The sequence below is a fragment of the Micromonospora sp. NPDC003197 genome (genome assembly GCF_053590565.1).
Window position 1 is genome coordinate 91,578 of the sequence record NZ_JBSFTE010000025.1, and the last position, 14,217, is coordinate 105,794.

Annotated in this window: 13 protein-coding genes; 6 read left to right on the forward strand and 7 right to left on the reverse strand. The window is 69.6% G+C overall.

What is annotated here, in order from left to right; genetic code table 11:
• Window positions 1-18 precede the first annotated feature (18 nt).
• Window positions 19-1,209: an MFS transporter gene (locus ACWDV4_RS24060; protein ID WP_449982632.1), complete on the reverse strand. Its 1,191-nt coding sequence runs from the start codon at window positions 1,207-1,209 to the stop codon at window positions 19-21.
• 183 nt (window positions 1,210-1,392) lie between these two features.
• Between ACWDV4_RS24060 and ACWDV4_RS24065 the strand changes: the two genes are divergently transcribed.
• Both ACWDV4_RS24065 and ACWDV4_RS24070 read left to right on the forward strand, forming a co-directional pair.
• Complete coding sequence (locus ACWDV4_RS24065; protein ID WP_449982634.1) at window positions 1,393-1,605, forward strand: hypothetical protein; 213 nt, start codon at window positions 1,393-1,395, stop codon at window positions 1,603-1,605.
• A gap of 13 nt (window positions 1,606-1,618) precedes the next feature.
• Window positions 1,619-2,002, forward strand: a complete 384-nt coding sequence (locus ACWDV4_RS24070) for a DUF6401 family natural product biosynthesis protein (RefSeq protein ID WP_449982637.1) — start codon at window positions 1,619-1,621, stop codon at window positions 2,000-2,002.
• A 213-nt stretch (window positions 2,003-2,215) separates the two neighbouring features.
• On the opposite strand, the gene ACWDV4_RS24075 is transcribed toward ACWDV4_RS24070, so the two are convergent.
• Window positions 2,216-3,058: a membrane protein gene (locus ACWDV4_RS24075; protein ID WP_449982640.1), complete on the reverse strand. Its 843-nt coding sequence runs from the start codon at window positions 3,056-3,058 to the stop codon at window positions 2,216-2,218.
• Window positions 3,059-3,247: 189 nt separating this feature from the next.
• Between ACWDV4_RS24075 and ACWDV4_RS24080 the strand changes: the two genes are divergently transcribed.
• Window positions 3,248-5,374, forward strand: coding sequence for an ATP-binding SpoIIE family protein phosphatase (locus ACWDV4_RS24080; RefSeq protein ID WP_449982643.1), 2,127 nt, complete (start codon window positions 3,248-3,250; stop codon window positions 5,372-5,374).
• A 175-nt stretch (window positions 5,375-5,549) separates the two neighbouring features.
• A complete protein-coding gene (locus tag ACWDV4_RS24085; RefSeq protein ID WP_449982646.1) occupies window positions 5,550-6,137 on the forward strand; it encodes a general stress protein in 588 nt (195 codons plus the stop codon).
• Window positions 6,138-6,279: 142 nt separating this feature from the next.
• Here ACWDV4_RS24085 and ACWDV4_RS24090 read toward each other — a convergent pair whose 3' ends face one another.
• The 3 genes from ACWDV4_RS24090 to ACWDV4_RS24100 all read right to left on the reverse strand — a co-directional run bounded on the left by ACWDV4_RS24090 (window position 6,280) and on the right by ACWDV4_RS24100 (window position 8,150).
• Window positions 6,280-7,269 carry a pirin family protein gene (locus tag ACWDV4_RS24090; RefSeq protein WP_449982649.1) on the reverse strand — a complete coding sequence of 330 codons (990 nt, stop codon included), beginning with the start codon at window positions 7,267-7,269 and terminating at the stop codon, window positions 6,280-6,282.
• Between the two features lie 11 nt (window positions 7,270-7,280).
• Window positions 7,281-7,763: a MarR family winged helix-turn-helix transcriptional regulator gene (locus tag ACWDV4_RS24095; protein ID WP_449982651.1), complete on the reverse strand. Its 483-nt coding sequence runs from the start codon at window positions 7,761-7,763 to the stop codon at window positions 7,281-7,283.
• 159 nt (window positions 7,764-7,922) lie between these two features.
• The gene (locus ACWDV4_RS24100; protein ID WP_449982679.1) at window positions 7,923-8,150 is read right to left on the reverse strand and encodes a hypothetical protein; all 228 of its coding nucleotides are present in this window, start codon (window positions 8,148-8,150) and stop codon (window positions 7,923-7,925) included.
• Between the two features lie 382 nt (window positions 8,151-8,532).
• Between ACWDV4_RS24100 and ACWDV4_RS24105 the strand changes: the two genes are divergently transcribed.
• Entirely contained in the window at window positions 8,533-8,808 is a 276-nt protein-coding gene (locus tag ACWDV4_RS24105) for a hypothetical protein (protein WP_449982654.1), read from the forward strand.
• Between the two features lie 61 nt (window positions 8,809-8,869).
• Here ACWDV4_RS24105 and ACWDV4_RS24110 read toward each other — a convergent pair whose 3' ends face one another.
• Window positions 8,870-11,809, reverse strand: a complete 2,940-nt coding sequence (locus ACWDV4_RS24110) for a poly(A) polymerase (RefSeq protein ID WP_449982656.1) — start codon at window positions 11,807-11,809, stop codon at window positions 8,870-8,872.
• Window positions 11,810-11,813: 4 nt separating this feature from the next.
• Window positions 11,814-13,631 carry an RNA ligase family protein gene (locus tag ACWDV4_RS24115; RefSeq protein ID WP_449982659.1) on the reverse strand — a complete coding sequence of 606 codons (1,818 nt, stop codon included), beginning with the start codon at window positions 13,629-13,631 and terminating at the stop codon, window positions 11,814-11,816.
• Between the two features lie 128 nt (window positions 13,632-13,759).
• Between ACWDV4_RS24115 and ACWDV4_RS24120 the strand changes: the two genes are divergently transcribed.
• Complete coding sequence (locus ACWDV4_RS24120; protein ID WP_449982662.1) at window positions 13,760-14,128, forward strand: ArsC/Spx/MgsR family protein; 369 nt, start codon at window positions 13,760-13,762, stop codon at window positions 14,126-14,128.
• The last annotated feature ends 89 nt before the right edge of the window (window positions 14,129-14,217 follow it).

Genomic DNA, 14,217 nt, shown 5'->3' on the forward strand with positions numbered 1-14,217 from the left:
TTACGGTCGCCTCGGGGGTTACGGCTGCCGCCGAGGGCCGGCTCGCCGGTTCGATGCGGCGTAGACGGCGAGCAGGAGCAGCAGCGAGAGTGCCAGCAGAGCCGGTCCCAGCACCTCGACGTCGATCCGGCTGATCAACACTCCTATCCCGCCCGGTACGAGCGCGCCGGCGACACCGGCGACACCGATCTGTAGCCCGATGGCCCGGTTGGCGTGGCCTGGCCCCACCCGCTCGGCGGTGGTCAGGGTGAGCAGCGGAAATACCGGCGCGGCCCCGAACCCGACGATGGCCAGGCCGACGACGGCCACCCAGCCCGGTCCGGGTAGCGCGACGAGTACCGCGCCGAACGTGATCCCGAGCATGCTCCACCAGAGCACCCGGGCGCTTCCCACCCGCTCGGCCACCAGGCCCTGGATGACCCGGCCGAGGAAGAGGCTGCCGTAGTAGCCCGACACGCAGAGCCCGGCTGCCGTCGCCCCCATCCCCCGGCCCTCGGTGAGCAGCAGGAACGCCCAGAGCCCGGCCCCCAGTTCGATCGAGACGTACGCGGCGAAGGCCAGCACCCCGAACCAGACCGCGGGTAGCCGCAGGGTGTCCCGGGCCCGAGGCGCGGAAACCACCCTGGTGTCGCCGGGCGTTGCCGTTTTGGGTGGTGCCCAAGCCCGTACGGCGAACACGAAGGCCAACGCCAGTGCCGCCTGGGCGATGGCCACCACTCCGTAGCCCCAACGCCAGGCGAGACCGCTGCTGATCGCCGAGGTCATGATCAGTGGTCCGAGCGCGACGCCGAGCCCGAAGAACGCGTGCAGCCAGTTCATGTGCCGGGGTCCGAAGGCACTGGCGGCATACGCGTTGAGCCCGGAGTCGATCGCGCCGGAGCCGAGCCCCAACAGCACGGCGAAACCGATCATGACGAGCAGGCCGGGGGTCAGGGCGTACCCGGTCAGGGCAAGGCTGGCCAACGCGGTGCTGCCGGCCAGCAGCCAGCCCACCCCCAGCCGGGCGATGCTGAAGCCCGCGGCGATGCTGGAGGTCAGATAGCCGGCGGTAAGGGCGACGAGCAGCAGACCGACCGCCTCGGTGGGCACCGCGAAATCCGACCGGATCGATGGCCAGCCAACGCCGATCAGACCATCTGGAAGGCCGAGGCTGACAAAGGCCAGGTACGCCAGGATGAGCAGGGAGACACGAGTCTGCGGGGTTCGCATGATCGTTGATCCTCCCGGACCAACCGGTGCCCTGCCAACGCTGATCGTGCTACCCGCGACTTCCATCGGCGCAATGCCGTGAGGGGTCTCACTTGCCGCTTAGCGCTACCAACCCGGACAGAGCAGTCAGATTCGTCCGATCGGCTGACGGCAACCGGCCGAATCCGGAGGCAGACTTTCGGGATGCATCAGGGTTCCGGCTTCCTCTCCGCGCGTCAACGCCGCTGGGCCTGGCTCGGCTTCCTGCTGACCGCTCTCCAGGCTCCCCTCTCCGCCCTACTGCTCAGTGACGACTCGTGGTTCTTCAGCGTCTGCGTGGCGTTGATGGTGGCGACCGTCATCATCGCCGACGACGCACGTCGTCGCCGCCCGGCCGACGCACGTCCCGTCGAATAACCCAGCCACCGTCATGAACCGACCTTTCAGCGGCAAGACCGCCCGTATCAGTACCCGTACCGTCAACAGCTCCGCCCAGGCCGCACTCGCCGAGCTGATGGCCTCGGTGGGCACCTCCGGGTTGGCCGCCGCAGCTCGGTGGCCGGGCCTACAGGCCGCCGTCGACCAGCATGCCGCCAGCATTCGGGACAGTCTCGATGGCGACCGGCGGCCGATCGGCGCGGTGCGGCTGGCCGGCTACGCCGAGGGGGTACGGGAGGCTGCCGCTGAGAGCGAATGGCAGGTGCCGGCCGACCCGATCGACTGGGCCGACGCCGACTGGATGCTGCTGCGACTGCTGGCGGTCTGTGAGCTGGCCCAGCGGTCTGGAACTGCGCCACGCGCCCGACGCCACTGACATTTCGGCACGGGCACGGATTTCGGGCACGGACGCGGGATTTCGGCACTAGGCGGATTTACGCGGATATGGAATTACACGCGGACGCCCTCGATCCGGACTGGATCGAGGGCGTCCGCGTGGTGCCGTCCGCGGCTCAACGCTTGCGGTGCTGCCGTCGTCTGGTCAGCGGTTGCCGGTGCTCGGCTGGTCAGCGGTTACCGGCTCGGCTGGTCAGCGATTGCCGGTGCCCGGCTGGTCGTGTCTGGCACCGCCCCCACCGGGCATCCCTGCCGGTTCCTCGGTACGCGGTATCACCTGGGTCGCCCGGTCGGCCATCTGACGTTCGACATCCCCACGACCGGCCGAGTACGCCTGGTTGCGTTCCCGGATCGTCTGCGACTCGTTGGCAGCCCGCTGAAGCCAACCTTCCCAGCGCTGCTGCATCGGCCGGACCAGACCACCACCGACGCCGACGACGAGAATCCCGGCTACCGTGGCGAGCACCGCGATGAGGACCGGTGTGGTGACCGTGGTGGCGATGCCCACCTGGTTCAGTGCGGCGATCACACCGAGCGCGACAATGAAGATCGACGCGATGTTCGCCAGTAGTCGGCCGTAGGATAGTCCACCCAACGCGCCGGTGATGAGATCACGTACGGCGCTGGCGATAGCGGCGGCCACGACAACGATCACGATGGCGACGAAGGCGCGGGGCAACCAGGACACCACACCCCGGATCAGGTCACTGATCGCATTGGGACCCCAGATGCCGAAGGCGAACTGCAAGGTGAACAGCAGAATCGCGTAGTAGGCAAGTTTGGCGAGGATGTCACTGGCGTCGTACCGGGTGCGTTCCATGGCCCGCCCGACACCGCCGCGTTGCACGGCGCGATCGAACCCGACCCGTTCCAGCGCTTTGTCCACAATCTTCATTACGAAGCGCGCGACTATCCACCCGACAACCAGAATCGCGATGAACGCAATCGCGCGTGGGATGAACAGCAGCACCGTCCGCCACATGTCCATCAACGTGCTCCCGATGTCGGCCTGCCCGGCCGCGAGAGTTTCGGGCATGATCGTCCCCCTTGACGCATTGACCAGCCGACGCCGCATACCCCTCGCTCCGGGAACCAACCAGGCTCGCCCTCCGAAATGTCTCAGCGGAACCGAACACGTATCCGCAGAGACGCGTTGACCGGGGCGATCAGGGCAATCCACTCATTGATCAACATGGGGCATCATCCCGCCAGTTAGGCTGCTGACATGCCAGGCACGGTTGGGCGAGGCCCCGCAGCACCGATCGGGCCGTCCGGCAGTTCCTCCTCGCCGGGCGCCCCACCCCCATCGGACGATGACTATCGATGGTCGGAAACCCCCCTCGGCCCCCGGAAGTTGTGGGACTCCACCCTGCGCGCCGTCGTCGACCTCGTACTCTCGTCGCCAGTAGCGATGGCGCTGGCCTATGGCGACGACCTGGCGCTGATCTACAACGACTGCTGCGCCGCACTGCTCGGCCCCCAACATCCAGCCGCGTTCGCACAGCCGGCCACCCAGGTGTTCGCCACGACCTGGCGAGCACGGGCGGTCGGCGACATCATCCAGCAGGTCTACCGCACCGGAGAACCATTCCTGGAACGGGAAACTTCGCTACCGCTCACCCGCAGTGCCACCGGTCTCGCCGATCAGGCGACCTTCGTACGGGGACACTGCGCGGTACGCGACGACACCGGCCGCATCATCGGCGTCCTGACCGTGGCCGCCGAAACGGCGCAGATGACCCAGCAGCTACAGAGCCTGAGCGAGTTGACCTCGGCGTTGGCCGGCACCGTGACCCTCGACGACGTCGCCCGGGTGGCGCTACGGCACGCCGCCAACTCCCTCAACGCCGACCAGGTCGGCTTCGGCGTCGACGACGGCACAGGCTGGCGACTGGTCCGCCGGGTCCGTGGCGACGTACTCGACGAGGCCGACGAGCGCCTGCCACCACTGTGGCGCCGGTACCCGACCGACTCCCCCACCCCGCTGGTCCTGACCGCCCGCGACGGCGTACCCAGCTTCACCAGTGACGGGCAGCCACTGCGGGACACCGCGACCGACCGCCACGACGAGAAGGTACGCGCGCTCGCCACACTGCCACTGCGTACCCCGTCTCTGCGCGGCGCACTCACCCTCGGCTACCAGACCCCGGCCCCGTGGCTACCGGCCGAACGGGCACTGCTCTCGGCCTGGGCGGAATTGGTGGCACAGGCCGCCGAGCGGGCCCGACGCTTCGAGACCCAGCACGGCACGGCGCAACTGCTTCAGCGCAGCATGCTGCCGGAGAACCTGCCGGACCTGCCCCGACTACGGCTGGCGGCCCGCTACGCCCCCGGCGTGGACGGCAACGCCGCCGGCGGTGACTTCTACGATGCGTTCGCACTGCCGGGCGGACAGCTCGCCGTGGTCCTCGGCGACGTCGCCGGCCACGACGTACGAGCCGCCGCCCTGATGGGGCAGGTACGGGCCGCACTGCGGGCCCTCGCCCTCGGTGAGCCGGACCCCGCGATCGTCCTCTGTGGGCTCGACCGGTTGGTGACCAGCCTGGGTGCCGAGGCACACAGCGACGAACTCTTCGTGACCGTGGTGTACGGCGTGATCGACCCCGCAGCCAACGAACTGACCCTGGCCAGTGCCGGACATCCCGCCCCGCTGCTGCGTCGGGGCAACCCCGGAAAACCGCCCGCCGCCGCGTACCTCCCGGTGCTGCCTGGTGTGCCGTTGGGCCTGGACGGTCGACGGAACACCACCACCGTCGACTTCCTTCCCGGCGACACCCTCCTGCTCTTCAGCGACGGGGTGGTCGAACGCCGTAACCGGGACCTGTCCGACGGGCTGGGGCTGCTGTCCACGGCGCTCGCGGCGGCGACCGGCGGTGATCCCCGTACGCTCTGCGCGGTGGCCACCTCGGCGGTGCCCGGTACGACGGAGGACGACGTGGCGGTGCTCGCGGTGGAGCACGCGGTGACGCCCAGCCGGTCGGCATCGATGGCGGTACCGGCGGAGCCGACCGCCCCGGGCCGGGTGCGGCGGTGGATGACCGCCCAGCTCACCGCCTGGCAGGTGCCCGAGCCGATAATCGGCGCGGCGGTGCTGTGTGCGAGCGAGTTGGCCACGAACGCCCTGCTGCATGCCGGTACGGCAGCCCGGGTGGAAATCGATCTGAGTCCAGAGCGGCTGTTGGTGTCGGTGGCGGACACCGGTACCCGGGGAACGGTGACCCGGGCACGTACCGACACACTCAGCAGCCGGGGTCGGGGACTTGGACTGATCGAACAGCTCAGCGACGCGTGGGGTACGGACCCGACTGTGCGCGGATCGACCGTCTGGTTCGAAATGCTGCTCCCGCGTTAGGTGTTAGGAAGGGCCCCTTCCTATCGCATTTTGCATAGGAAGGGGCCCTTCCTAACACCCGGGCGGGCCGGGCGGGCGGGGCCGGGCGGGCGGCGGGGGCGGGTCGCGCCGAAGCGGCGGGGGTTACCACGGGGCCGGGGTGGGGAATCCAGGCTGTTGACGAAGGAGGCAGATAATGACCACACCCTCGACTTCGAGTACGGCCTGGCCGAGTATGCCGGGCATGCCGGGTGGGACTAACCTGCCACCCGGACCGGGCGGTCAACCCTCAATGCCCAGTGGTGACGGTGGCCTACACCTGGGTCGTCCCACGGTCACCATGGCGTCCTATCCTGACTACCCATCCGCCCAGCGCACGGTGGACTTCCTGGCGGACAACAAGTTTCCCGTGGAGCGCACCGCCATCATCGGCACCAACCTGACCCTGGTGGAGACGGTGCTGGGGCGGATGACGACCGTAAAGGCGGCCTTGGCCGGTGCGGCCACCGGTGCCTGGTTCGGCCTGTTCATCGGCCTGCTGTTCGGGATCTTCGCCACGGTGAACTGGTTCGCGGTCATCATCATCGCCCTGCTGATCGGTGCCGTGTGGGGGGCGGTCTTCGGTGCCATCGCCCACGCCATGACCGGCGGTCAGCGGGACTTCTCCTCGACCAGTTCACTTCGGGCGGGCCAGTACGCGGTCACCGTCGACACGGACTTCGCCGACCAGGCCCGGCAGCTGATGACCCGAATGAACTGGCAGGCCGCGCCAACCGCGCACTAGCTCGCTAGTTCTGCGATGCGTGGAACGAAAGCGGCGATCGCGCACGAACGAACAGGTGCCCGGGCGGATCACGCCCGGGCACCTGCCTGCCCATGTCGGCACATCGTCAACGGACACGTCCGCGACGACCAGCCGGGCGTCCTCACGGGCGTGACGATCGACCGTCCGTGTGTGGCACCCGGGCGGCGGGGACGACGCCCAGCCGGCCGGCCTGGTAGTCCTCGAATGCCTTCATCAGCTCGTCCCGGGTGTTCATCACGAACGGACCGTAGTGGGCCACCGGCTCCCGGATCGGCTCCCCACCCATGATGTAGAGGTCCAGCTCCGGGGTGCGGCTGTCCTGCTGGCGGTCAGCGGTGAAGCGCAGGGCGTCACCCGGTCCGTGTACGGCGAGCTGACCGGTGCGCACCGGCCGCCGGTCGGTGCCGACCGTACCGCGCCCGCCGAGTACGTAGAGCAGCGCGTTGAAGTCGGAACGCCAGGGCAGCTCCACCTCCGCACCGGGCTGGACGGTGACGTGGCTGATCGTGATCGGGGTGTGGGTGGAGCCAGGCCCCTGGTGGCCGGCGATCTCCCCGGCGATCACCCGGATCAGGGCACCGCCGTCCGGGGTGGTCAGCAGGGCGGATTCCTTGCCTCGGATGTCCTGATAGCGCGGCGGGCTCATCTTGGCCACCTTGGGCAGGTTGACCCAGAGTTGCAGGCCGTGGAACAGTCCACCACTCATCACCAGATGCTCCGGCGGTGCCTCGATGTGCAACAAACCACTACCGGCTGTCATCCACTGGGTGTCGCCGTTGGTGATCGTGCCGCCGCCACCATGCGAGTCCTGGTGGTCGAAGATGCCGTCGATGATGTAGGTGACCGTCTCGAAGCCCCGGTGTGGATGCCAGGCGGTGCCCTTGGGCTCACCCGGCGCATAGTCGACCTCGCCCATCTGGTCGAGGTGGATGAACGGGTCGAGTTCCCGCATCGGCACCCCGGCGAAGGCGCGGCGAACCGGGAAACCCTCGCCCTCGTAGCCGCTGGGCGCGGTGCTCACCCGCGTCACAGGACGGTAGTTGGTGGTCGTCGGGTCCAATTGCGGCAGCCGGGGCAGGACCAGGACGTCTTGCACGGTGACAGCAGGCATGGCGGTTGCTCCTAGCGGTGGGAAGAGTCGGAAGCTGGGGTGGTGGGGGCACCGAGTCGCCGGCCGAGCCGGTCGAAGACCCGGGTCAGGCAGGCCACCTCCGCATCGTCGAGGTCGTCCATAAGATGGGTACGCACCGACGCGAGGTGGTGCGGGGCGGCCTCGCGTAACGCGAGCAGACCGGCAGCGGTCAGCACCGCCTCGCTGCCTCGGCGGTCCCCGGGACAGGACTGTCGGGCGACCAGCCCTCGGCGCTCCATGGCGGAGATCTGGTAGGTCAGCCGACTCGGCGAGAAGATCAGGCGGCTGGCCAACTCTCCCATCCGGAGGCGCTGACCGGGGACTTCGGAGAGCAGGACCAGGACGTGGTAGTCGGCGAAGCTCAGCTCACTGGTTGCCCGGAGGTCCTCCTCCAGGCGGGTGAGCAGCCGCTGACTCGACTCGATGTAGGCACGCCAGCAAGCCAGCCGGCTGGCGTCCAGGCTTTCCGTCATGCGTAGACAGTAGCACTTCTTTCAAATTCGAAACACATAGCCGGATGAGGCGGCGATCACCCTTACTACCTCGGATCATCCGGTCTTCGAGGTTTTAACGACCTAACCTCGCCGACAACGGGGGATCACAACGACCGGGGAGATCACGAGGAGCGGGGGTCAGGCCGAGACCGCGAAGATCCCGGCCACGCCGAGCAGCACCATGACCAACACCGCGACCAGCGCTCCCCGCTCACTCTCCACCGGCTTGTCAGCAGGGTTCGCCTGAGGGTTGGTCATTTCCGGGAGCATGCTGGTCTCCTCGCCACTGGATTCGTCGTACCGGGATGTCGGGGGCGCGTCGTCACCGGGACGCGCCAGGTCACCTCGTACCCGCGCCGTTGTCATCCGCTCATTCCCTACCCAGGGCAAGCGGCGGCGACTCCCCTCGCGGACGTCGACTCGGTCGGCGGCGGCGACCGGGGTCCGGCCGCACCAACCTGTCGATGTGGCAACCTGCGCTGTGAGTTGCCGCTATGGTGCGGCGGAAACCAGCGCTACCCGCGTTTTTCCCGGCCTGTTCGCGGGGGCCCGGACACAATCCCCCCGCCCGGGCGGCCCGTACACATTCGCCCCAGCCAGGCGGTGAGCCCCATCTGCCCCCGCCCGCTGCCAATACCGGCTGGAGGGACGGATTCGACCCTGCCCTTGGGGTAGACCCCAGACTGCTCGACATGATGAACAACCAGCGGTCGTCGACCCCTGGACTCGCTACCGGCGGTGCTGGCCGGTGGCCCGTCCACCGGCCCTCGGTTGGTCGGTGCCCGGCTGGGTGACCGAGGTGGGGCAGGTTCCCGTCGGGCCGGAACTGGTGGTCGAGTGGCGGCACGACGACCCGGTGCCAGCTGTTGCCGGGGCCACCCACCCGGCCGTCGTGGCGCTGCTGGTCGAGGCCGAGAACCGGGGCCTGGAGCTGGACCTGTCCCAGCTACGCCAGATCAGGCTGATCGAGGACGGCCAGCCGGTAGGCGTCGAGGTGGCGATGGCCCTGCGCCCCGCCAGATGACGATGTCAACGCCGCCACATGACGTATCCCACCGCATGACGTATCCCACCGCATGACGCTGTCAATGCAGTGTCGGCACCTCGCCACCGGCCGCCCACTCGACACTGGTTCCGGCGAGGCCGACGGCCCACGGATCAGTGATCTCGGCGAGCCGGGCCGGATCCGGGGGTACCGAACCGATCCCGATCGCGAAGCGGGCCAGCTCCGGCTCGTACGCGAACGGCCGGGGCCAGGCGTGTACGTCCGGCACCCCCGCCCGGTCCAGCGCGGTGAGCAGCGCCCGTAGCCGGCCCCGGACCCGGCCCAGCGTCACACTGAACGCCTCGCCCCGCTGGGCCCGTACGGTGACGATCGCCCACGCCCGATGCCGCCGGTGCAGCGGCGGTGGCGACAGCAGCTCAGACCAGGGATCCAAGTCGTCCTCGCTCGCCCCCTGCACAGTCTCCCAGGCGTGATAGAGCTCCTGCGTCAACAGTTCCCGTCCGGCGACCCCGACCTGCTCGCTACTGGACCGGACCGGAGCCGTGGGAGTCAGGACGCACACCGCCGTACCCTGTTCACCGTCCGGGAACTCGCTGCCTGAGGAGGGTTGGAGCGCGATCGGACGACGCCAGTCCCACGCTGCCCACTGGCCGAAGAAGTGCCCGAGCAGGTCGTCAGCCGGGACGGCTTCGGCGTCGCAGACCGTACGTGCCGCCAAAATGGTCCAGGCCAGGCCGGGCAGTCCACCGAACGGGGCCGAGTCGAGTCCCCGGGCCCGTGCCCAGGCTTTCACCTCTCGGGCCAGGCGGACAAACCGTAGCCGGTTCCCGTCGATCGCGGCGAGGATCACGTCCGCGTCACTGACCGCACTCAGAGCGATTGCCGCTGCCTCTCCCAACTCCGTACGACGGGACACCGCCTCGATCGGGGAGATCCCGGCGGTAGCGACGACGACCAGGTCGACGGCCAGATCGTCGACGCGGAACCGTAGTCCCGGCACGCGGGCACCGATCACCGGTCGTACGTCGGTCGCCGCCGGCACGGCCGCTGCCACCCGTACCGCCAGTTCGGCCAGGTCCACCGCGCCGGGCAGCGCCACCACCAGGTCCAGGTCCGCACCGGCCAGCGCACAGCCCAGCCGCTGAGACCCGACGACGTGGACGACCGCCTCCGGCAGTGCGCTCCGCAGTTGCCCCACGAGCTGTTCGACCTGCCCGATCGCGACGGCAGCATCGGTCGAGGCGGCAGCACTCATCCGGGTGGCAGCACTCATCGGGGTGGCAGCACTCATCGGGGTGGCAGCACTCATCGGGGTGCAGGCGTCGGCGGTCTGGTCGAGCCAGCGCACCGCTCCGGTACCGAGGGTGATGGTCGCCCGGGGACGCATGGGTTCCGCCCCCCGCCGGGACAGCAGGACCAGCTCCCCGACGTGGGCCTGACTGCCGCCAAGCCGTACCTGGCAGTCGGCGGCGAGCCGGTCCGGATTCCGCGACCGGCCGAGGCTCAGATGCGGCACGAAACCTTCGTCCCGACCGCGACAGCGCGGAAACCTGCGTACCAGGGTGTCCCACAGCCTGATCCACGGTGTCGTCCCGTCCGCAGCCGGGTCGAACCAGACCGTAGCGTCGTCCCGGTGTGGAAAGGCGCGTACACCGTGCACTAACACCGGGAACGGGGCGATCTCCGTCACGGCATCGGCCAGCAGCGCCACCGCCGTCTCGAAGTCGGCCTCCGGCACGAATCCGAACATCACGTTGACGTGCGGCGGCCAACGGTGCAGCTGCGGGTCATGTGCCGAGCGGATCTCCTGGATCGCCGGCCAGAGTCGCTGCGGCGGAATCCAGGCCACCGCCGTCCGGGCCGTCGGATGGGCGTCGAGGACATCGGCGGAGTCACCCGCGCCGACGACCACGTCCACGGCCACGCCGTAGTGGTCGGACACGAACAGGCCGTCCGAGCTGGCTGGTGAGTCACCCCGTACGGCTGCGCCGTCGACCCGCAGCTCCGCCCCGCGCAGCAGTACGCGATCCAGTCGCCCGGACCGGCCGGAGAGTGACGAGACCGCCGCCAGCGGATTGGCCTGCGGGTCGAAGGTCGGGGTGCGGTCGTCGGACCCGTACGCCTCGGCCCAGGCGTCCCGCAGACCCAGCGCCTCGGCGGGACGGTTGCCACCGTCGTTGAAGTCGCCCATCAGGATCACGTTGCCGTCCACCGTGGTCAGCGCCTCGGTGATCTGGGCAAGTTCGATGTCCCGCCGGGCCGCACCACCGTCGGTGTGGTCGCTGGTGAGGTGGGTGGTGGCCACCACGACCGGACCAGTGGCAGACTCCACGGTGATCGCCATGACGGCCTTGTACGGGCCGAGAACCAGCCGGCCCGCCTCCCGTACCGGCAGTCGGCTGAGCAGCAGGAGACCGTCGTCGTCGATCGCGCGCGACGCCGGGTCGGCGCTCAGGGTGTAGCGGGACCGGATCCACGGGCTGCGCGCCAGCAGGGCGAGCAGCTCTGACTCGACTTCCTGCAACGCGATCAGGTCCGCGTCGGCGCGTTCCAGGGCGGTCAGCAGCAGCGACCTGCGTCGTACGGTGTCGATGCGGTCGCTGTCGTAGCGGTCCCACAGTGTGTTCCAGGTCAGCACCCGCAACGCCGTCGGCGTCGGGGCCGCCGATGCCACCCGTCCGGTCGGGCTGGGCGGCGCCGGGCACCAGCCCGCGACCGGATCCCAGACGTACGGCGGCCGGGCGGTGAAGACCGGTGCGCGCAGTAGGCGTGGCTGATGGACCCGGCCGAGCTGGGACGAGTCGAGGGTGTCCACTCCCGCCGACCGGTCCCAGACCACCTCGCCATCCGCCTCGATGAACAGGATCCGGTGCCAGGGAATGTCGCCGCCCGGGGTGAACGCCGGCAGCGGCACACGCTTGGGCGCAGCGCCGCGTACGTTGATCCCCAACACGAACCGGGCCGGGTCGAACCGGGGATCCCAGCGGACCCGGTGGTAGATCTCCTCGCTGGTCCGCATGCTCTCAGTCCTCCTCGCCGGCCAGGGTCCCGGCAACGTCCCGGATCGCCCCGGCCGCGTCGGCGTACCAGGTGCGGTGCGCCTCCCCCGGATACGGCGGGCAGAAGCGCCGCAGCTGTGCCTCCAGCACGGCCGGCGGCACCTGGTGGACACGTTCGGCGTTACGTCGGGTCAGCACGTCGTCGGGGACCAACAGCACCGCGTGCGTAATGGAGGCGTTGCGACGCTGCGCCACGGTGTGCACCAGGGAACGCTGCTGCCGGTTCAACGCGGTGGCGTCCCAGACCACGGTTCGCCGATCAGTCAGGAGATCGTCGAGCCGACGTAGCCCGTTGTGCAGGATCGCCGCGTTAGCCCGTTGGTCGGCCCGGGAACCGTGGGCGGCGCGCAGGTCGTCGAGGGAGACGACGTCGTCGACACCGGGCAGACGCCGGGCCAGGCTGCTCTTTCCGCTGCCCGAGGGCCCCACCATAAGGACCAGCCGGGCGAAGTCGCCATCGCGCCACCGCCAGCTCGCCGCCACCGCCGCATCGGCGGTGGTCACCCGCCCCAGCGCGTACGCCTCCCGTGCCTCGGCCCAGCACCGGTCCGCCGCATCGGCGTCACACCCGCGCAACGCCTCCCGCAGTCCCGTCCGTAGGGACGCCAACGGCGCCTCGCTGAGCAGCCCCGCCTCCTCGGCGTACAGGATCGACCAGTCGATCTGTTCCCGAGCGTCGACAGCGTCTTGACTGTTGTCCGCTCCGGCGAGGCTGGCGGCAGCGACCGCGTGCAGCACCCCCAGATCGGCGGCGGCGGTCAGCCGGACCAGGCCGGCCCGACGCGCCTCGTCGGGAAACGGACGGTGCAGCCGGGGGTGCAACCCGACCAGGTCGGCGACCCGCCGGGCCAGCGGCATGCCGAGCGGAGCCACCAACCGGGGAGCCAACCAGGATCGGTGCGACCCGTGGAACAGCGCGGCCAGCACCCCGGCCAACCGGGCGTCGCCGCAGCGGCCCAACAGGTCGAGCCGAGTACGGACGTCGACCATCGCCGCCTCAGCCCGCGCGGGCGCGACCGGCTCCGGTACGCCCGAGGCGCTCAGCTCCGAGATGCTCAGGTCTGCGGTGCTCAGTTCTACGGTGCTCAGTTCCGCAGTGCTGATGTCCACCGCTGCGAGCAGCGACGACAGGTCCGGATCGGCTCCGGAGCGTACCGCCCACAGCGCGGCGGACGCGCCCAGGCCGTTCTCGACGACCGGGGCGAGCATCCAGTGTTCGTCGGTCTGCACATGTCCTGGTCGCACCCATTTGGCCACCCGCTGGGCGAATTCGTCGCGGTGGAAGCCGTCGACGGTCCGTACGACGTACCCCTCCTGTTGGCTGCGGTCCAGGCGCAGTTTTCGCAACGTCCGCTCGTCGAAGATGCCCCGCCACAGCACCGGTGGGGTCGGTACGCCCAGCCGGCGGGCGAACCGTACCGTCCGGTCCCAGTCCAGGCAGTGGTCACCGGTCCAGACCGAGAAGGCGTAGAACCAGCTTTCCAGCTGGTGGTAGGCGATCGAGTGTCGGGCGTAGAGGTTCTCCCCGCACACCCGCCAGCCGTCGGGGATCGTCCGCGCGATCCGGCCGTGCAGGGCCTTCACCCAGGCCCGGGACGGGTGATGCGCCGAGTCCAGCGAGCGGGCGTGCAGCCCGTCGGCGTACATGGTGGTGTTCTCGCCGTCGAGCTTCTCGGTGACCACCACCTCCCGGCCGACCAGCCCGGACAGATTTCCGGCCCGTACGTCGTCCGCCCCTGCCCCGGGGGACCAGGGCAGGTGCGGCGTACGTGGATAGTGCACCCGCATACCCTGCCCCCGTTGACCGACGAAACGCTGCGCGGAACTGTAGGAGGCGGGAGCGGCGTCGGTCCATCGAATTCGCCGCTCCCCCAGCGGGCCGGACGGGGTCGGCTGGCAGGATCGGTGGCATGGAGTTGTGGAACAACCCGTCCTGTTCGAAGTGTGCCGCTGCGCGGAGCACCCTGGACGAGGCACGGGTGCCGTACCGGTTGCGGGCCTACCTGGAGCAGTCGCCGACCGCCGCGGAGTTGACCGAGGTGCTGCGTCGACTCGACGCGCAACCGTGGGACATCTGCCGCATGGGCGAACCGGCGGCGGCAGCCCGGGGCATGGCGGACTGGCCTCGGGACGAGGCGAACGCCCACCGCTGGATCGAGGCGATGGCCGAGGCACCCGAACTCATCCAGCGGCCGATCCTGCTCCTCGACGACGGCTCGGCGCTGGTCGGTCGTACCCCGGAGGCGCTGACCGAGGCGATCCGCCGCAGCAACGACTAAGGCGTGTTTCATAAGCTGGTCAGAGCCACTCGGTGATGATGGTGATGGTCAGGACGGCTTGGAAGCGGACCGCCAGCTTGTCGTATCGA